The organism is Pseudomonas iranensis (genome assembly GCF_014268585.2).
GTDB classification, from domain to species: Bacteria; Pseudomonadota; Gammaproteobacteria; order Pseudomonadales; family Pseudomonadaceae; genus Aquipseudomonas; species Aquipseudomonas iranensis.
The window spans coordinates 783,643-802,603 of record NZ_CP077092.1 but is presented as its reverse complement, the minus strand read 5'-3'; the positions used below and the strand labels follow the sequence as shown (position 1 = coordinate 802,603).

The 18,961-nt window shown below is 56.8% G+C and carries 13 protein-coding genes; 5 read left to right on the top strand and 8 right to left on the bottom strand.

Annotation, left to right across the window (positions count from 1 at the left end; translation table 11 throughout):
* Positions 1-8: 8 nt before the first annotated feature.
* The 6 genes from HU724_RS03505 to orn all read right to left on the bottom strand — a co-directional run bounded on the left by HU724_RS03505 (position 9) and on the right by orn (position 11,336).
* Positions 9-4,775, bottom strand: coding sequence for an RHS repeat domain-containing protein (locus HU724_RS03505; RefSeq protein ID WP_186567390.1), 4,767 nt, complete (start codon positions 4,773-4,775; stop codon positions 9-11).
* 79 nt (positions 4,776-4,854) lie between these two features.
* Entirely contained in the window at positions 4,855-5,841 is a 987-nt protein-coding gene (locus HU724_RS03500; protein WP_186567392.1) for a hypothetical protein, read from the bottom strand.
* Positions 5,842-6,178: 337 nt separating this feature from the next.
* Positions 6,179-8,692: a leucine-rich repeat domain-containing protein gene (locus HU724_RS03495; RefSeq protein WP_186567394.1), complete on the bottom strand. Its 2,514-nt coding sequence runs from the start codon at positions 8,690-8,692 to the stop codon at positions 6,179-6,181.
* A 182-nt stretch (positions 8,693-8,874) separates the two neighbouring features.
* Positions 8,875-9,903 carry a hypothetical protein gene (locus tag HU724_RS03490; RefSeq protein ID WP_186567396.1) on the bottom strand — a complete coding sequence of 343 codons (1,029 nt, stop codon included), beginning with the start codon at positions 9,901-9,903 and terminating at the stop codon, positions 8,875-8,877.
* A 173-nt stretch (positions 9,904-10,076) separates the two neighbouring features.
* Positions 10,077-10,688, bottom strand: a complete 612-nt coding sequence (locus HU724_RS03485; protein ID WP_186567398.1) for a trimeric intracellular cation channel family protein — start codon at positions 10,686-10,688, stop codon at positions 10,077-10,079.
* A 105-nt stretch (positions 10,689-10,793) separates the two neighbouring features.
* Positions 10,794-11,336 carry an oligoribonuclease gene (orn, locus tag HU724_RS03480; RefSeq protein WP_110644898.1) on the bottom strand — a complete coding sequence of 181 codons (543 nt, stop codon included), beginning with the start codon at positions 11,334-11,336 and terminating at the stop codon, positions 10,794-10,796.
* A 107-nt stretch (positions 11,337-11,443) separates the two neighbouring features.
* Here orn and rsgA point away from each other — a divergent pair, with 107 nt between their 5' ends.
* The 3 genes from rsgA to HU724_RS03465 all read left to right on the top strand — a co-directional run bounded on the left by rsgA (position 11,444) and on the right by HU724_RS03465 (position 14,232).
* Positions 11,444-12,475, top strand: coding sequence for a small ribosomal subunit biogenesis GTPase RsgA (rsgA, locus tag HU724_RS03475; protein ID WP_024011360.1), 1,032 nt, complete (start codon positions 11,444-11,446; stop codon positions 12,473-12,475).
* Positions 12,476-12,787: 312 nt separating this feature from the next.
* Complete coding sequence (locus HU724_RS03470; protein WP_186567400.1) at positions 12,788-13,747, top strand: caspase family protein; 960 nt, start codon at positions 12,788-12,790, stop codon at positions 13,745-13,747.
* Positions 13,747-14,232, top strand: coding sequence for a toll/interleukin-1 receptor domain-containing protein (locus HU724_RS03465; RefSeq protein ID WP_186567402.1), 486 nt, complete (start codon positions 13,747-13,749; stop codon positions 14,230-14,232). Before HU724_RS03470 ends, HU724_RS03465 begins: the two co-directional genes overlap by 1 nt.
* 261 nt (positions 14,233-14,493) lie before the next feature.
* Here HU724_RS03465 and motB read toward each other — a convergent pair whose 3' ends face one another.
* Complete coding sequence (gene motB, locus HU724_RS03460) at positions 14,494-15,534, bottom strand: flagellar motor protein MotB (RefSeq protein WP_186567404.1); 1,041 nt, start codon at positions 15,532-15,534, stop codon at positions 14,494-14,496.
* A gap of 3 nt (positions 15,535-15,537) precedes the next feature.
* On the bottom strand, positions 15,538-16,389 hold the full coding sequence (motA, locus tag HU724_RS03455; protein ID WP_016771962.1) for a flagellar motor stator protein MotA: 852 nt from the start codon (positions 16,387-16,389) through the stop codon (positions 15,538-15,540).
* Positions 16,390-16,555: 166 nt separating this feature from the next.
* Here motA and HU724_RS03450 point away from each other — a divergent pair, with 166 nt between their 5' ends.
* Positions 16,556-18,094, top strand: a complete 1,539-nt coding sequence (locus HU724_RS03450; RefSeq protein WP_186567406.1) for an HDOD domain-containing protein — start codon at positions 16,556-16,558, stop codon at positions 18,092-18,094.
* A 42-nt stretch (positions 18,095-18,136) separates the two neighbouring features.
* Positions 18,137-18,961: a thiosulfate sulfurtransferase gene (rhdA, locus tag HU724_RS03445; RefSeq protein WP_186567408.1), complete on the top strand. Its 825-nt coding sequence runs from the start codon at positions 18,137-18,139 to the stop codon at positions 18,959-18,961.

Here is an 18,961-nt window from a genome sequence, read left to right as displayed (position 1 = left end):
CAGAGTGCTCATATGCGCGTTGTAACAATATTTTTGGCCGATTTCATTATTGCGTTGGTCTCCCCGTCGGACCAATGGCCACCCGCCTGCAGGACTTTGCAAACTCTCTGTTTACTGTCCTCCAGAAGATAAATACGCTCCCCACGTCCTTTCGAGGCCGCGAAAAAAACATGCGTTACTTTTCTTCCATCACCGGCTGGGCCGAACTCCTCGTAATACATCCTGGACCTCCTGGCTGCCTGGAGGGGGGACATATCGCTTTCGACGAGCCCGAAGAATTCGTCGGCCATCGTCTTGTGGGTGGGATAGAGGTAGTCTTCTGCATCGGGCCTGATTAATTGCCAAGGATGATCTGCCACTTCTTCCACTGGCGCGTTGGCTTTTTTGGCATCAGCCTTGGCGCCTTTTCCGCCCTTCTTGAAGTGTTTTCCCGCTTTGCCCACCCCCCTGCCACTGAGCCCCTTGCTAAACGCTGAAGCCATCTTCCTGCCAGCATTCACAGCAGCTTTTGCACCCGCTGCCATACCTGCACCGAGCGAAGCCAGCCCGAGACCAAAACTGATCCAGCCCAATATCTCGCCTGTTTGAGAACCCGGTGACAGCTCATTGACCACCTCGCTGGCAATACCCGCCAAGCCTGAAGCAACCGCCAGCCCCAACGCCGCCACTGCCCATGGAGTCGCCGCGCCCATCGTCACCACGCTGGCAACAATCCCGAGAATACTGAGACCGACGCCGAGGATCGATTGCCAGGAGACATGCCCGGTAGGGTCAACCCGATTGACCGGGTCGCCCAGGCAATAACTGTAGGCATTGACTCCGCCCGCGCCGAACGGACTCATGCTATCAGGGGCAAGAAAACGCATCAGTGTCGGGCTATAGGCCCTATAACCATTGCCCAGCAGATACAACCCGGTAACCGGATCCAGTTGCTCGCCGTTGAACCCCGCCAGGCTGAACAATCCGCCTTCGGCAGAACGATGCCCATAAGGGCTGTAGGCGCAATCGGCGAGCTGTTCCTTGCCCAGTGTTGCCAGCACGCTTTGCTGTTGATCGGTGCCAAACAGTTGCGCGCCGGCGTTCAAACCGAGTTGCTGTTGCCCCACAAGCGCGCCACCGTGACGCACGATACTGGATGAGTTTTCACCACTCACCTCATTGGCGACCCGGCCTGCGTAGTAGTAACGCTGCGTAGTAACCTCGTCGAGTTGCGACAGCTCAACCAGATCGTCGAAACCGTCGTAATGGTAGCCACGAATGACTGAACCGCCTGCGCCGGACAGTTGTTCGAGACGTCCGAACGCGTCATAGGCCAGCGTTCGCGCCTGGTCGTCCTTGATCATCCTGCCGTTGGCGTCGTATTCCAGCGTCACTGCCGGTGGATAGTCGACATGGGAATGTTTGACTGCGCTGAGCTGTACCGGATCGGGATTGTCATAACTGAAGGTGGTCAGATTCACGCCCAGCGGGAACTTCGTCTGCACGGTAAGAATGTTGTCCAGCGCATCGAAGGTGAACGTCTGCTGGATAATTTCCTTGCCATACGGGTCACGGGGCTTTTGGGTGCCAGCGCAGTCGTACTGAATCAAGCGCCCGCGCACGTCGTAGGTGAACTGTTCATCACGTAAGAGTTGAGCGCCACGTCTGGACACTTTCTGCGCCAGTTTGCCAGCCAGCGTGTAAGTCGATTCGAGGGTCTGGTCAGGCTGACCCTGAATCTCGAATGTACGCCGGGTTTCACGGCCGATATCGTCACAGGCGAACCGGGTAATCATCTGACGCTTGATCGAGGTGTCTTCGGTTTTCGTCCACTCCAGCATCCCCGTCCGGGCGTTGTAGTGGAACTCGGTTGTCAGCAAGCCTTGCGAGGCGGATAGAAGGCGGCCGAACTCATCGTATTCAGATCTGTTGTCGGTACCGAGCACATCAACGTGGCTGATCGGTCGCCCCTGCAGGGACCAGGTACTGGACGTTGCTTTCGTGACAGCGCCGAAGGTCGTCGTTTCGGATTTCAGGCGCCCGGAAGGGTGATAGGCAAAGCTGCGGCTCCTGCCGCTTTCGGTACAGGTCAAGGGTTTGCCAATGACGGGGTCATAGGTCATGGTTGTGACCAGGTCCTCTGCCTTGCGCTCAGTCAGCAAACCGCCCAGTTCCCGCAAATAAGTGAATTCGGTCTTTTTGCCATCAGCACTCTTGTACCACTGTGGCTGAGTGAAGCCCGCTTCATAAGCAGCCTCGGACTGACGTCCGCCCACGGTGCTCTGGATCAAACGGCCCAAACCGTCGTAAGTTTGCTGCCCCAACAGTTTGTCACCGACCTGAATGGCCACCGGCAGCCCTTCATCACTATGCTCGGCGTAGTCGGTCACAACCTCACTGCCGTCGGGCAGGACACTGCGGATCAGCCGGTCAAACACGTCGTACTCATATCGCGTGATATTGCCGACAGGATCTGTCTGGCTGGTTGTGCGCCCGTAACCGTCATAGGTGTAAACGGTTTTGCCGAGGCTCTTGTTCTTCAGATTGAAGCTCTCGACACTCAGCGGCTTGCCGAAGTCATTGACGAGGGCAAGTGTCTTGCCCATCCCCTGGAGCCAGTTGGTTTGCTGGCGAAGAACCGGATCCGCCTCGCTGTGTTCGATACGCCCATCGGCATGCAGCGTCTTGCTGACCTGGCCCCAGGAATCGAATTCGTAGCGGGTACTGACCGGACAAGGCTTGCCATCATGCCAATCGGTCAGGATCACTTCCACCTTGTGACCGACTGAATCATGCAGGGCAGAATAAAGCGCGCGAGTCAGGATGAACCCGTCCTTGTCGGGATGGTCGCAATCCTTTTCCTGAACGGTGATCACCCGCTCCAGGCCATCGTAGGCCACTCTTTGCTCGCCGCCGGCGGGATCCGTGGTCACCACCGTCGCCGGCTGCTGCTCACTGGCGGCCAGATACGCCCACTGGGTAGCGGCCGCATACGGGGTGCCGGAAGCGACCGTTTTGCTCAGTGCGCGGCCGATGGCGTCATATTGATGTTCGATGCGCTCGCCATCGACACCTGTTTCCGACACCAGTAAACCGGTAAGCGTCGAAAGCACTTTTTCACTGGTCTGCAATGCGCCGTCAAATCCGCGTGTACTCGACTTGACCCGCAGCCTGTCATCCTCAAGTTCATAGGAGAATTCAGTAACGGTCTTTTTATCATTCAGGATGACACTTTGCTCTTTCGTGGCCCCGTGTTTGAGTGGGTCCTTGGGCAAGTTCAGATAACTGCGTGCGGTTATCGAACGCAATACCTCAACACCTTCCACAACTTCGAAGAATCGCTCCTCGACCGGTAACACGGAGGCCAGTTCCGCTCCTTCCAGCGCAGTATGCAGCGCATAGTCATAGTACGTGACAGTCGAAGTACCCTCCGACGCGGCAGCAGATACCGTCCTTTTTTTCGGGAACCTGGAGAAACCCAACGGATCTTCCGGGCAATTATCTCCACCACTGGCCGGATAAAATTCCGTCGAAGTCGTGACCCCACTTGGCTCAACCTGCTTAAGCAAGTTGCCTTCCTGATCAAACTCGGTAACGGTGGTTTCCACACGCTTTTGCTGAGTGCGTCGATCAAGGTACGTCACCGTATGCACCTTCGGCATGCGGAACTGAGCCACCTGGTCATTGAACGGCTTGGTGACGGAGCAGTGATATTCGGTGGCAGTTTCGATCTGCGCGTCGCCACAGGTGGTCGTCTCTGCGATCAGGAGATGAAACTTGTTGTAGGTGCGTTTGATGCGCGTGTGGACCTTGCCCTTTAACACCCACTTCTCATCCGAGGTATATACGTAGTAGCCGGGCGCCTGATAGAGAGGATCGCCGTCGCTGTTTCGGGCCGGCGACAGCCCCTGGCCGAGAAAGTTATGGTCGGAGTACTCGTAAGTCTTGCAGAGCCTGGGTTGGCGGCGCCCCGGGTAAATATCGTGAGCGATGACAAACGGCAGTGTTCGATCAATGCCACTTACGAAACGGTGACCATGGCGCTTGTAGCGAATGATTTCCACGCCGCGCAATGGATTGACGACGCGGTGTAAATAGCTGGCCCCATGAATGACTTCATATTCCAGGTCCCAACCTTTACCGACCGGTAGCTCGATTGCCGTTACTCGAGCGTTTTTCAGGATCAATTTGTAACTGGAACTCGAAGCAGTGTCGGGATGCCGGGTAAATATCGCCTCGCCTGCCTTGCGTGTGACTCGCAAGAGGCAGCGCTTGGTATCGTTGATTTCGGCCAACCTGGGAAACCCGTTGAACAACTCGTGCTTCAGCGCAACGCTGACACCGTTCCCCGCAATTATTTTTTCTGCTACGGCGAAATGACTGCCAGCCAGAACTTTGAGCAACTCACGCCGACCATCCTTGTATCGAACTTCATAGCGCCCTGCACCAGTCACCAATACCTTCGCGGTTTGCAGTTTCATTTCATTGAACTTCAGACCGGCAGATGTCTCGACAGCCTTATAGCGTTCACCGTTGGACAAGGTCATGACTTTGCTGTGCAAGTCGTAATTTGTCAGGGTCAAAGACCAGCCAATGCCGAAACCGACATCTGCCTGGTTGAGCGGATTGAAAGCCACTGAAAACGCAAGTTCAGGACCATTGAGATCCGCCGAGTGCAGCTTTCCCAACGAAAAGGCGCAGGTGTACATACCCGTGCGGGGATCAACGCCTCCGGAAACAAACTCACCGAAGTTGAAAGCGTTTGAATGAACAGCGGAGGATGAATTACTTTCCATGGAAAAGAAGCTCCTTTTTCCAGATAGATATTAAAACGGTCAATTCGGCCAGCGATAATTCGCTGACCGCAAAATCAAATCAGGAGAATTGCTTTGTTGAACGTTTCGATTCACCCAGAATGAAAGTCCGCTGCTCTTTGTCACCCTCAATCCCAAGCCAGTGCTCCGTACCGAACTCATCAATAACCGCGAGTTCGAACGCGCCTTCATTTCCCGGCTTTTCCTCTGTCTGCACAGTAGTGCGTTGCACGAGCGTCAGCACGCCGGGCACATCATTGATCTGGAAATTAACATAACCGTGACGAGTATGGATCGAAGCGGTTTTTCCATACATTGGCGCCAGATAACCGTAAAAACTCCTGCCGCCGCCACTGTAGTGATTTATTGTTCCTGACGAGTACACCATTACCGCATCATCAGCGTCATATGGATTAAGCGCTATGTCGTTGCTGTACCAGTCCAACAAGTTTATCTGACGACCGTCAGCCTGAAGCCCGAGATGGAAAATCTGAATCCGCTCCTCGTATACAAGCTCCCTGAACGCACCGTATTTATAGAGAGAAAAGCTGTTCTGGTAGTATTTTTTCGGCGGAACTGCCTCCAGCGTAACACTGCTATCGAAGCCAACTCCGTTACTTCGCAGCACCACACCGTCCATTACAATCTCGGCGGCTACTTCCATGATTCCAGGCCTGGAAGCCGAAACCCAGAATTGAAAGATCTGTACCGGATCAGAGGCGTCGCTTATCCGGTTGTCCGTGATGCGCGGGACTCCCGTCAGCCGAGTTGCACCACCCGACATTTCGTGAGCATATCGATTTTCCTGAATCGAGACGTTCCAGTCTCCCTCCAGAGGCCGCGCACCGTTATACGCAATCAGGCGCAGCGACTGCAGGGCAGGATGTCCATGCAGTGATACGCCGTCGCCATTGTTATCGATCCCGCGCAGAAGCACCAACACACGCACCTGCATACGACCGTTGGCATAGAGCACTTTGTGCTGGCCAGAGTTTGTGGCGTCGAGCTTTACCTCAATCTGGGATAAACGATCTTTCTCATCAAACATTTCACAATACCTTGCTGATTAATAGACTTGGCCCTTAAGGACCCAGCAAAGTATTGAGGCTCGAGTTCAATTAAAACAGTCAAGACATTCGACAATTTATGAGGAGGCAACAATTTAACATTTCTGTCACCCACTCACACAAATGCTAATATTCTCCAAAATGCAATATCACAAGACCATGTTCAACAATATCGTCCCTGCCCCTTTGATTCCAGCGCCTCAGCACCGTCTTCCCCTTCCGACTCAAACTACGCAGAATCAGAAGGGGAAATCACCGGACAGCTACTCTTGTCAGTATATGTTTGAAAATAAAGAATCCGTCACTTTCACCAACATTTCAGTCACTGTCCGAGCCTGTCGAAATCCCGCTTTCTGAAGATTCACTATCGGAGTCAGATTCTGAAAATGCATCCTCCGCCTGGATTTCCACCTTCCGATCCATACTGGAATTTTCTAAATACTGACTGATCCGTTGCCTTGACGCATCACTCAGCGGGTTATTCAACAAGCCAACGAATAGATCCTGTGTATCCGGAATCTCAAACAACTCATATCCCACGTCGGAAATATTATTATCATGCAACGCCACGACACCCAGTTTCCTGAGCGCGTCTATGCCTGAAGGTACGTAGGAAAGATTTGCGTTGCTCAGCATCAATCCGGTTAAACCTGCCATGTAGCCAACATGCGGAGCAACTGTCAGAGGGTTGTTTGCCAGATTCAACCGAGTAAGCGTTTCGATTCTGGACAATCCTTCAACTGTGACCTCGGATAGTTTTAGCGAGCACCCGTCCAGCGTTAGCTCGCTTAATTGGCGCATTTGAAATATTCCCGACGGAAATTCCCCAACTTCAATGCCAAAGACTCCCAAAAATCGGATACCGGGAAAGCTGTCGAGAAACGCACCTATCCGTGCGCCCGATTCATTCGCGGTCAATATCAACTCTGTTACATGCTCAAATCGGCTGGACAACCTTGGCAACTCACCGGAGAAATCGACATAGTAAGAAAATTGACAGTCGCCCTCCCCCCGTTGTGAAACCGACTTGCGCTGCCAGATATCCTGCAGCTTTGCACTGAACCGCTCGCGAGCCAGGCGTTGCTCTCCAGCTTGCGGTGCGCCCTGCGATGAATCCGTGCGGTTCGACAATCCTTGCGCACTCCAGCTCGCCAACTCAGTGCGCAAGGTTACAAACTCTGCCTCCAGCCGAGCCAGGACCCCGGATGCGTCCGACTTCAGACGCTCGGAAATGAACGTATTCAATTCCTTGTCAGCAAGTTGCGGATAGAGATCACGGACACGTTCCATAACGGATTTTGTCAACGTCGGGTTGTCATCGCCGCCGCCTCGCAGCCCCGCTCGCACGTATTGGGCGCTGCCGGCAACAGCCGTTACCTGCACCGGTGCGAGTCCCAACAATTCGCTCACACTCTGGCGCGACGGCAACGGCTGTGCACGTATCAGCCCCTGCAGAGCCACACCACCGCCCTGCGCTACACCGAGCAACTGGCGCTGCTCGGGCAGTAACAGGAGCCAGACTGTGGCATACAGATCCATTGAATCCCGGGTCGAGGGGATGCCGCTGCCCGGGATGACGTAGCCTTCATGCTGACGAATCAGCGTGTGACGCACTGGCGATCGAGCATCGCCAATAGCACACAACGGGTTGCCTTCCGCCCCTTGCAGACGAATTTCAATACGAACCTGTCGCGGCCACTGATCAAGCTGCCCGATCATCTGCAGCGCCAGTTGGTCACTGTCCAGGCTGGCTACTGAATCGAGATAAATACCTTCACAGGCTCTGGCAAGACGAACGTCACGCAACGCCAGCAGCGCCTTTTCTGCAATATGTCTCGGCATTCCCGGCTGGAGATGCATATGCGAATGGTCGGCGGCGCTTGCTTCTCGCCACAACGCCTGAGCGAGACTCTTGGGCAAATGAGGAAAAATGCGCCGCATCTGCAACGTATTTTCATCACAGTCGAGCTCGAACGCCCGCTCACTCTGCTCAAAGAGCAACGCGCGGTGCTGTTCGGTCATGTCACCTGCGCCTATCGGCAGCAAAGTCAGCAAGTGTGGATCGGCCTGCGCGCGCACGTGCGGGTCGGGATGTTGCATTTGCCTGACGAACAGCTGGATGTTCTGATCGAGAGTAAAGCGCCTTAGCGTGTCTTGCAGCAAGGCCAAAGCTGTGGAATGAGGGGAAGTTTCGTGCGCCAGTGGTGCGCCAATGCCACTCACCGCAAGAATACGTCTGATCGTGAGTGGGGAGAAATCCTCTACTGAATGACCTGCAAGAAGAAACAGCTCTGCCAGGTGTCTTTCTTCGGAATGGAGATTTACCGAACGGTTATGCGCATCGCTATTATCCAGGGGGAGCCAGAACCGCCCCTCGCTGTCTGGCTTCAATAACGGACCGGAAGGATGCAGCTCTCTAGCCTGCGTGGCGCGCAACAGACCGCTCTCGACATCCAGGACCACTTGAACGATGTGATCATCAGCGACGGCGACATACTGACGCTGGTTCAGCATCTGAATGCCCTTCGCGTGGGTATCGTCGAAGCTTTTGGGCATGGGTATCTGGTATCCCGCCAGCACAGACTCTGCGGAAAGCGATGTCAATTCATCGATGATCGAGGATATCGGACGTACGTTTACGCTGATCGTCGGCGTCACCGCCACTTGATCCGGCCCAGCGGCCGAAAGCAAGGGCTGCAGACTATGCGCACTGTTCAGATATGGCACTGTTGAGGACGAAGATGCTGGCCGATAAGAGCTATCCACGCCGGAATCGTAAGGTTTGGTGGTTGGGGCTGGTACAGGTTTGACCTTTGGCGGTTTGCCAGTCATGACTACTCATCCTTGAGATGTGGTTGAGTTGCCCCCCCGAAATCGAGGGGCCAACCATTACATATAAGTAAATGCACGTGGGTGCGAATACCTGACAATTGAACACCACAGCTTATCGGGAGTTAACCTGCTGAAAGCATATATATTCATATCGACCGAAATGACATCGATGAGAACATAATTCAGCCTCGTTCCAAGTACAAGTTGCGCTCATGGAAGTTCAGCCGAATCGCCAGCTTGTGCTCCGTACCATACTGATCAACGGCGCGAAAATGAAAAATTTCTCCGCTTCTGGACATTGGTGCAATTTCCGAGTATTCGGACAGGGCTTGCATGACGGTCAACTCGCCGTCCCGATCATTGACGCGTACAGAGTAAAGCTTGCTGTCCCTGGTAATGGCGTCAGCATAAAATTTGAATGCAATAGGATCTCCGCGGTACGGCAAGGATACATCCACTTTGTTACGCTCGGGGCGAACAAGAGTGGCCAGCATATAATTGGTTTTATTTTCGTTAAGCTTATTACCCCTTGCAAAGACTATGTCAACGCCTGCATCTTCGCCGTCGACGATCCAATCAACCAGTTTGACCTGCTCCCCCTGGGGATAAAGACCCAGATAATAGTTCCAGATACGATTACCGGGTTCCTCATTGCCGCGTCGGGTCTGATACCAACGAAACAGATTGACGTCATATGCCTTGGGAGGTTGTGCTTCGATAGTTACGCTGCTGTCGTGAACGCTGGAGAGTGTGGTTCCATTACTGAGAATCCTCTCCCCGTTCAGAGACAGGCGCGCACCGATCTGAGTCGTGCCGGCGCTGGATGAGGAAACCCAGAACGTCCGCACTTGGGGATGAACGCTGTCAGTGTCATCGTCACTTTCCTCTCCGGCAGTGGGTGCGGGTCGTGCCTCAATGGTAAATCGCCCTTGCACTGCGCTCGCGACCCAGCCGTCGCGCAACGTCTTGCTGGTGGCATAATGAACAAGCTCGATACTTTCCATTACATTTGCCGGTAGATGAGTTGCGTTGCCGTCGGCGTCCACCCCGGATACAAGCACTTGCACTTTTATCTGCATTCGTCCATTGGCGAAGAATGCCCTGCTTTGAGTATTATCATTCGCATCAAACTTGACTTTTAAACTGGCCAGACCGGCAAGGCCAGGCCAAGTTGCTTGCTGATCATGCGTAACATCCGGGTTGTTGCTCATTATTCAATTCCTTTGAAAAGATAAATTGATTTTGGCATCGAGACTATGCCTAGAAAAAAACTACATACCTTTCAAAGAAACAGCAAAGCAGAAAATGTAAGAAATATAAGTTTGCAGAAAATTGGCGCAAAGATCATGCGAGACCGCGTGCACCACAGGAGCAAAACCACACTTTAATTTTCATCGTTATAGACAAACTTGGGCATTTCCCAATGGAAGCGGATGGCTAGCAGACGCAATAAAAATCCGCCAAAGAGGGTAATAAGAATGGCTTGTTCGCCGGGCACGTTCAGATAAAGACAAACCATGTAGCACCACGCCGCAGCAAAAGAGACGCTGGCGTAAAGTTCACGACGGAAGATCAATGGTATGTCGTTGCAGAAAATATCGCGAAGAATACCGCCAAAAACGCCGGTGATGACTCCGCTGACGGAAGCCACCAACATGCCGTGACCCATTTCCAGCGCCGTCATGCAACCGATCAAAGTAAATGCCACCAGTCCAACTGCATCGAGCACCAGAAACAGCGAGCGCAGGTGGCGCATCCAGCGCGCAGCGAATACGGTGAACATCGCTGCCACCGAGGTCAGCACCAGATATTCCGGATGTTTGACCCAGGTCAGCGGGTAATGCCCAAGCAACACGTCGCGCACTGAACCGCCACCGAGCGCGGTGATGCAGGCGATCAATACCACACCGAACCAGTCCATGCCGCGCCGCCCGGCAGACAGCGCGCCGGTCATGGCTTCGGCGGTAATGGCGATCAGATAGAGCATCAGCAACATGGTGGCAGTCCAGGCAGGAAGGCGCGCAGTCTAGCCATTTCGGCGCCGCACCAGAAGAGGGCGCGCCTTTCGCGAGCAGGCTCGCGAAGGCGGAAAGCCGCTCCCTCAGAACTTGATGAAATGCTTGCGGTAATGCTGCAACTCGGCGATCGATTCGCGAATGTCGTCCAGCGCCAGATGCGTGCTGCCCTTCTTGAAGCTGTCGCGCACGTCCGGAGCCCAGCGTGCGGCCAGTTCCTTGAGCGTCGAGACGTCGAGATTGCGGTAGTGGAAGTAGCTTTCCAGCGCCTTCATGTGGGTATAAAGAAAGCGACGGTCCTGGCAGATGCTGTTGCCGCAGATCGGCGATTTGCCCTTCGGCACCCACTTTTCCAGGAAAGCAATGGTCTCAGCTTCTGCCTCAGCCATGCTGATGCGGCTTTCACGTACACGCTGGGTCAGGCCGGAATTACCGTGGGTGCGGGTGTTCCATTCGTCCATGCGCGCGAGCACTTCGTCGCTGTGATGGATGGCGATCACCGGGCCTTCGGCCAAGGTATTCAGCTCACTGTCGGTGACGATGGTGGCCATTTCGATGATCACATCGTTGTCCGGGTCCAGACCGGTCATTTCCAGGTCGATCCAGATCAGGTTCTGCGGGTTTTGCATATTCGGGCTCCTAGGCAATGCTGCGCAGTTTAGCCTAGGCCGTGGGCCGGGCGTGCTAAACTCGCGGCCGTTTTACCTAATCGCTGCATTCTTCAGACGGAACACCCATGGCCAAACGCCAACTCAATCGTCGTCAAAACTGGCGCATCGAAAAGATTCAGGGCGAGCGCGCCGCACGCGCCGCCAAACGCGAGTCCTCGGCGGTCGAGGCCCTCGAAGGCGGCGACCTTGGCCCTGAGCAGCACGGCCTGGTGATCGCCCACTTCGGTGTGCAGGTCGAAGTCGAAGCTGTTGACGGCGAACTGGCCGGCCAAGTGTTCCGCTGCCACTTGCGCGCCAACCTGCCAGCGCTGGTCACCGGCGACAAAGTCGTCTGGCGCGCCGGCAACCAGGGCATTGGCGTGATCGTCGCGCAACTGCCGCGCAGCACCGAGCTGTGTCGCCCCGACAGCCGTGGCCAGCTCAAACCGGTTGCCGCCAACGTCGACATGATCGTCATCGTGTTCGCGCCGCTACCAGAGCCCCACGCCAACCTGATCGACCGCTATCTGGTCGCTGCCGAACATGCCGGCATCCGCCCGCTTCTGCTGTTGAACAAATTCGATCTGATCGACGAGCAAAACGCCCCGGCGCTGAACGCGTTGCTGGCGGTCTACCGCACGCTGGGTTATCCGGTGCTGGAAGTCTCGGCGCACCACGGCGACGGCATGGAGCAACTGCAAAAGCAGCTCGACGGGCGCATCAGCGTATTCGTCGGCCAGTCCGGCGTCGGCAAGTCGTCGCTGGTCAACAGTCTGCTGCCGGAAGTCGAAACCCGCGTCGGGCCGTTGTCCGAGCTATCTGGCCAGGGCACGCATACCACGACTACCGCGCGCCTTTTCCACTTCCCCGGTGGCGGTGAACTGATCGACTCCCCGGGCATCCGCGAATTCGGTCTGGGCCACGTCAGCCGCGCCGACGTCGAAGCCGGTTTCATCGAGTTCGATGACCTGCTTGGCACTTGCCGCTTCCGCGACTGCAAGCACGATCGCGAGCCGGGTTGTGCACTGCTCAAGGCGCTTGAAGATGGCCGCATCCAGCAGCAACGGATGAACAGCTATCGCTCGATCATCGCCAGCCTGCCTGAAAACGGCTATTAAACAGCCACGCCGGCAGTCCTATGCGATGGGCTGCCGGTTGTCGGACTGCATCTGACTCAACTCTCTCCTCTTAAACGTCAGCTTCTTCTGTAGGCACTTGCACGACTGCTTGCAGGACCTTTCTGTTTTGTCGCGCAGACCTTGTAGGCCTGAGCCAGCGGCCTACATTTCTTTCCTCCTTCGCTCACAGCGACCATCGAGGAAAGCCATGAAAAAACATCTTGTGTTCATCAGCCATTTGTCTCGCTGCGCCCGCCCGAGCAATACCCACAGAATCCCCGGCGCGATCCGCCTGCACAAGGCGGTGTGACCATGCGCAAGGGATTGTTCATCGGCATCAACGATTACACGCATATTGGCGGGCTGAGCGGCTGTTGCAACGACGCCATGGCCATGGCTTCGGTATTGAAAAGCAACGCCAACGGCGACCCCAACTTCAAAAATGTCGTACTGACATCTGCCGAGGATTACCTGAGCCGGGAAAAACTCGAAGACCAGATCCGCGAGTTGTTTTCCGGCGACTGCAACGTCGCTCTGCTGTATTTCGCCGGTCATGGCGGTTTCGATGCCGACACTGACGAAGGCATGCTGATACCCCAGGACTACCGCAACGCCAAGGACGGCATCCGCATCAGCGACATTCTCAACTGGGCGGACAAAGCCACGCGGATCAAAAACAAAGTGATCATTCTCGACTGCTGCGAAAGCGGTTCCGCCGGCGAAGTGCGCGCCCTGCGCAGCGAGAGCAGCATGGTCAGCGAGGGTCTGACGATCCTCACCGCCTGCAAAAAAGCCGAGCCGGCGCTGGAGGGCGCTCAGCACGGCGTGTTCACCGGCCTGCTCCTGCAAGCGCTGCATGGCGGCGCGGCGAATATCCTCGGCAAAATCACCCCCGGCAGTCTGTATTCCTTCGTCGACAACGCCCTCGGTGCCTGGGAACAGCGCCCGGTGTTCAAGACCAATGTGTCGCAGTTCATTTCCCTGCGCGAAGTCTCGCCGCTGATTCCCAAAGAGATCCTGCGCAAATTGCCGGACTGGTTTGCCGAAGCCGAATCGGTCTTGCCGCTCGACCCCAGCTACGAACCCACCGAAAAGGCGTTCGTGCCTGAGCACGGCGAGGTCTTCGCTCAGTTGCAGAAGTGCAACCGCCACAGCCTGATCGAACCGGTCGACGCCGAGCACATGTACTACGCCGCCATTCACTCGACCGGCTGCCGCCTGACGGCACTCGGCGCCTATTACCGCGAACTCGCCCTCAAAGGACATTTCTGATGCCAGTCTTTATCAGCTATCGCCACATGGATCGCGCCCATGCGATCGCCATCAACACCCGCCTGACCCAGGCGAAGATCAGGACTTACCTCGACGTGCTGGATCCGGAATCGCAGACCACCGATGACATTACCGGGGTCATTACCCGCAACATCACCGAGTGCACACATCTGCTGGCGGTGGTATCGGAGAAGACTGCGCTGTCGTGGTGGGTGCCGTTCGAAATCGGCGAGGCGACGATCAGCAACCGGCGGATCTGTACGTTCAAGACCGGGCCGGCGCAATTGCCGATCTATCTGGACAAGTGGCCGAAGCTGAGCACGGCCAGCGATCTGGATTTCTTTATCGATGCGTATCGTGATGAGGTGTCGAACAAGCGGTCGACGGCGCTGGATTCGATCAGCGAATCGGTCAAGGGGGCTTACAAGCGCGATGCGGAGATGTTTCATGAACAGCTGAAGAATCGAATTCGTCGCGGGTTCTAGAATTTTGTCACTTTCGATAAGCCCCTCACCCTAACCCTCTCCCAGAGGGAGAGGGGACTGACCGAGGTGAATGTTTCACGTACGCCGACCTGAAATACCGAGTCGAACTCGAATTCGAAAAGCACACAAAACGGCTACCTTTCCCCCTCGCCCCCCAGGGGGAGAGGGCTGGGGTGAAGGGGTTGCTCTTGGCAACGCACTAAAACAAAGCCGAAAATCAGCCGAAAAAAAACCGACATCACTGTCGGTTTATTTTTTTAATCATTGCTTCGGCGCTGGCGCCGCCCCACCCGGCTCAGCCGGTTTCGGCGCCGCATCGTCAAACAGATTCAACCGCTCGCGCAACTCATGAGCAGGCACTGGCTGTTTGTCCGCCGGCAGCGCATTCGGATCAACCGGGGCTGCCGGAGCAGCACCGTTCTGACCCTGATCCGCCGGTTTCGATGCATCAGGCCCTTGCGCACCTTCGATGGCAGCCTGGGCTTTCTTGGTCAGCACGACAATGTCGATGCGGCGGTTGACCGGGTTGAACGGATTTTCCCGATCAAACAACGCCGACGAGGCATAACCGACCACCCGCGCCACCTGCGCATCCGGATAGCTGCCCGCGACCAGGGCACGGCGAGCCGCGTTGGCGCGGTTGGCCGAGAGCTCCCAGTTGCCGTAATCGCCAGTGCCAATGTACGGCTTGGCGTCGGTGTGGCCGCTGATACTGATCTTGTTCGGCACCGCTTTGATGGTGTCGGCCATGGCCAGCAGGATGTCTTCGAAGTACGGCTTCAGGCGTGCGGAGCCGGAGTCGAACATCGGCCGGTTCTCGGCGTCCATGATCTGGATGCGCAAGCCGTTCGGGGTGATTTCGAAGAGGATCTGATCCTTGAATTTCTGCAGTTGCGGGTTCTCGTCGACCTTGTTCTGCAGTTCTTGCAGGAGCAGTTCGAGACGCTCCTTCTCGACCTGCTCGGCCATGCCTTCAACCTGATCGGTGTCGACCGTGACCTTGTCCGGTTGCGGCTGCGACTTCACTTCCGGGTTGAGGGTGTTTTCCGGCGCCAGGGTCGGTGTACCGCCGAGGTCGATGATGTACGGCGTGCCGCTTTCGGAGAAGCCGACCGGGTCCTTGAAATAACCGGCGATGGCGATCTTCTGTTCCGGCGTAGCAGTGGACAGCAGCCACAGCACCAGGAAGAACGCCATCATCGCCGTGGCAAAGTCGGCGAAGGCGATTTTCCACGCCCCTCCGTGGTGCCCGGCGGCAATGCGCTTGACGCGCTTGACGATGATCGGCTGATTATTTTCCATGACTTAGCGACCGCGAACCGCTTGTTCCAGCTCGGCGAAGCTTGGACGGTGCGCCGGGTACAGAACCTTGCGCCCGAACTCGACCGCCAGCGACGGCGGCATGCCGGACGCCGAAGCCACCAGCGAGGCCTTGATGGCTTCGTAGACGTTGAGCTCTTCCTTGGCATCGTGGGCCAGGGAATGCGCCAGCGGACCGAAGAAACCGTACGCCGCGAGAATACCGAAGAAGGTACCGACCAATGCCGCACCCACGTGCAGACCGATCGACGCCTGGTCGCCCTCGCCCAACGAAGCCATGGTCACCACGATACCGAGTACCGCCGCAACGATACCGAAACCGGGCATGCCGTCGGCAATGCCGTTGACCGCGTGGGATGGGTGTTCGAGGTCTTCCTTGAGGCTGTACAGCTCCATGTCGAACAGGCCTTCGAGTTCGTGGGGAGCCATGTTGCCGGAGGACATGATGCGCAGGTAATCGCAGACGAACGCGGTCATGCGTTCATCCTTGAGCACCGCCGGGTACTTGGCGAAGATCGGGCTCGCGGCGGCATCTTCGATGTCGCCTTCGATCGCCATCATGCCTTCGCGGCGGCTCTTGTTGAGGATCTCGTAGATCAGCCCGAGCACTTCCAGATAGAAGGTGTGGGTGAAACGCGAACCGAACATGCTCAGGGATTTCTTGAGCACGTGCATCGTCATGTAACCGGGGTTGGCCTGGAGGAACGCGCCGAGGGCCGCACCACCGATGATCAACACCTCGAAGGGCTGGATCAGGGCGGCAATCTTGCCGTGGGAGAGCACGTATCCGCCGAGCACGCTCGCGAATACGACGATGATGCCGATAATTTTAGCCATAGGTAGAAGGTACTTGTTTAAGTCGGGTTCAAGGTCATATTCGGAAGTTAAAAAATCTCTTCTTCTACTTATCGGCAAAACTGCGCCAGACTATAGCCAGTTCAGGCGAAAAGCCAATTTAGCCCATGCCGGGCGCGTCTACAGTCAGTGAAGATCTCGTCCAGACATGGCTAATGAAACGAACATTCCAGCGGTAAAACCGAGCACCCTCCAGGCTTGGGTCAAGCTGCTCGACAGCGTCCTCCTGCCCGTACCGCAAGAGGCTCACGACAAAGTCTGCCGGGCGATCCGCGACAATCGCAGCTCACTGCGCGACATCGCCGATCTGATGCAGGACAGCCCGGCGCTGGCCTTGAGCATCATCCGTGAGGCGAATCGTCACACCCACGGCACCATGGCCGCGCCGGCGGAAAATCTCGAGGTGGCAATCAATCGCCTGGGCCTTGCACGCACCGAAGAATTGCTCGCGCGCCTGCCCGCCGAACCGCACCGGCAGATCCCCAAGGCTTTGCGCCAATTGCAACTGATCAGCCAACACGCGACACAACAGGCCAACGGTTTTTTTGCCAGTCGCCTGGCGCGACTGTGGCAGGACATCCACTGGGGCAGCCTGCTGTTCTTGTCGCCGCTGTGGCCGTTGGCGCTGACCTATCCGCAGTTGCTCGAAGAGTGGGAACTGCGGGTGATCCACAAGGGCGAGTCGGCACGTGTGGTTGAGAAGCAATTGTTCGGCGTGCGCCTGTTGAAGATTGCCGAGGCACTGGTCCAGGCCTGGCATCTGCCGATCTGGGTCGAGCAAGGCTACAAATTGCTGCTCAGCGAACAACGCGAACTGGTCAAAGTGCTGCGCATTGCCCGTGACAGCGAGCACCCACTGCGCCAGCAGAATCGCCTCGACGAGGATCCGACGCTACGCCGCTGGCTCAATCAACCCGCCAATACCGTGCTGCTTGCCAACGGCCTGGCGCTGTCGGCGCAACAGGCCTGGGACAGTCCGCACAGCAAGCGCTGGCAGTACCTGACCAGCCTGTATCTGCAGATTTCCATGGACGAAGTGCAGCAACAGTTGCACCAGCAAGCGGCGAACAGCGCGCGTCAGCATTCGATGCCTGATTTGTGGCACCCGGCGGTTTCGCTGATCTGGCCGTGGGGCACTCGTCGCTTGCCGGCCGGCATGCTCCCGGCAGCAGCGCCGAATGCGGATGATCTGGGCCAGTGGCGTCGGCAATGCGCCGAACTGCTCGCCGAGCCCAGCCGCTTCACCAATGCCATGAGCCTGACCGTCGCCGCCCGCGAGGCACTGGTGGCCAGCGGCATGCGCCGGGTGATGATTCTGATGGCCGACCGCACGCACTCGACCCTGCGCGTGCACCAGACCGCCGGTTTGCCGAAGGATGCGGCGGCGCTGAGTTTTGTCGTCAGCCAGAGCAAAGTCCTGCAACGCCTGCTCGCTCAGCAGGCGCAGGTGCGGATCACGGCGGAGAACAACGGGCAATTCTCTGCCTTATTGCCAGCGAGCCTGCGCACGTTGTTTCGCGGTGAGCATCTGTTCCTGCGTTCGCTGGTCAACAACGGCCGGGTGATCATGATCGTCGTTGCCGATCAGGGCGGCGGGCCGTTCGCCGAGATCACCGTACAAGCCTTCGGCAAAACCGCGCAGTGCATCGAAAAAGCCCTGCACAGCTTTAGCAGCCGCGGCCAATGAGCCTGCGCTACAATCCTCCCCTTTGTGCTCTGGAGACCTCACATGTCTGACTTCTCTGGCCTGCCGCTTGTCATCGAGCCGAGCGACCTGCTGCCGCGTCTGGAGTCCCCGGAACTGATTCTGGTGGACCTGACCAGCCCTGCCCGGTATGCCGAAGGTCACTTGCCCGGCGCACGTTTTGTCGACCCGAAACGCACCCAGCTCGGCCAGCCACCGGCGCCCGGGCTGATGCCGGCGAAGGCCGATCTGGAAGCGTTGTTTGGTGAGCTCGGCCATCGCGAAGACGCGGTCTACGTCGTGTATGACGATGAGGGCGGTGGCTGGGCCGGACGCTTCATCTGGCTGCTCGATGTCATTGGCCACGACAAGTACCACTATATAGACGGTGGTCTGCCGGCCTGGCTGGCGGACGGTATGCCGATGTCGATCCAGGTGCCGGCCGCCGTCGGTGGCCCAGTGTCGCTGACCCTGCACGACGAACCGACCGCCACCCGCGAATACCTGCAAAGCCGTCTCGGCGCCGCCGATCTGGCGATCTGGGACGCGCGCGGGCCGCTGGAATATTCCGGCGAGAAAGTCCTCGCCGCCAAGGGTGGCCACATCCCCGGCGCGGTCAATTTCGAATGGACCGCCGGCATGGACCAGACGCGTCAGTTGCGCATCCGCAGCGACATGCCGCAGATCCTCGAAAACCTCGGGATCACCAAGGACAAGGAAATCATTACCCACTGCCAGACCCATCACCGGTCGGGCTTCACTTATCTGGTGGCCAAAGCCCTCGGTTATCCGCGGGTCAAGGGCTACGCCGGTTCCTGGGGCGAATGGGGCAACCACCCCGACACGCCAGTCGAGATTCAAGGTTTTTAA

Coding starts and splice junctions, on each gene's coding strand:
- HU724_RS03505 (WP_186567390.1), bottom strand. CDS start 4,775: ATGGAAAGTAATTCATCCTCCGCTGTTCATTCAAACGCTTTCAACTTC.
- HU724_RS03500 (WP_186567392.1), bottom strand. CDS start 5,841: ATGTTTGATGAGAAAGATCGTTTATCCCAGATTGAGGTAAAGCTCGAC.
- HU724_RS03495 (WP_186567394.1), bottom strand. CDS start 8,692: ATGACTGGCAAACCGCCAAAGGTCAAACCTGTACCAGCCCCAACCACC.
- HU724_RS03490 (WP_186567396.1), bottom strand. CDS start 9,903: ATGAGCAACAACCCGGATGTTACGCATGATCAGCAAGCAACTTGGCCT.
- HU724_RS03485 (WP_186567398.1), bottom strand. CDS start 10,688: ATGTTGCTGATGCTCTATCTGATCGCCATTACCGCCGAAGCCATGACC.
- orn (WP_110644898.1), bottom strand. CDS start 11,336: ATGCAAAACCCGCAGAACCTGATCTGGATCGACCTGGAAATGACCGGT.
- rsgA (WP_024011360.1), top strand. CDS start 11,444: ATGGCCAAACGCCAACTCAATCGTCGTCAAAACTGGCGCATCGAAAAG.
- HU724_RS03470 (WP_186567400.1), top strand. CDS start 12,788: ATGCGCAAGGGATTGTTCATCGGCATCAACGATTACACGCATATTGGC.
- HU724_RS03465 (WP_186567402.1), top strand. CDS start 13,747: ATGCCAGTCTTTATCAGCTATCGCCACATGGATCGCGCCCATGCGATC.
- motB (WP_186567404.1), bottom strand. CDS start 15,534: ATGGAAAATAATCAGCCGATCATCGTCAAGCGCGTCAAGCGCATTGCC.
- motA (WP_016771962.1), bottom strand. CDS start 16,389: ATGGCTAAAATTATCGGCATCATCGTCGTATTCGCGAGCGTGCTCGGC.
- HU724_RS03450 (WP_186567406.1), top strand. CDS start 16,556: ATGGCTAATGAAACGAACATTCCAGCGGTAAAACCGAGCACCCTCCAG.
- rhdA (WP_186567408.1), top strand. CDS start 18,137: ATGTCTGACTTCTCTGGCCTGCCGCTTGTCATCGAGCCGAGCGACCTG.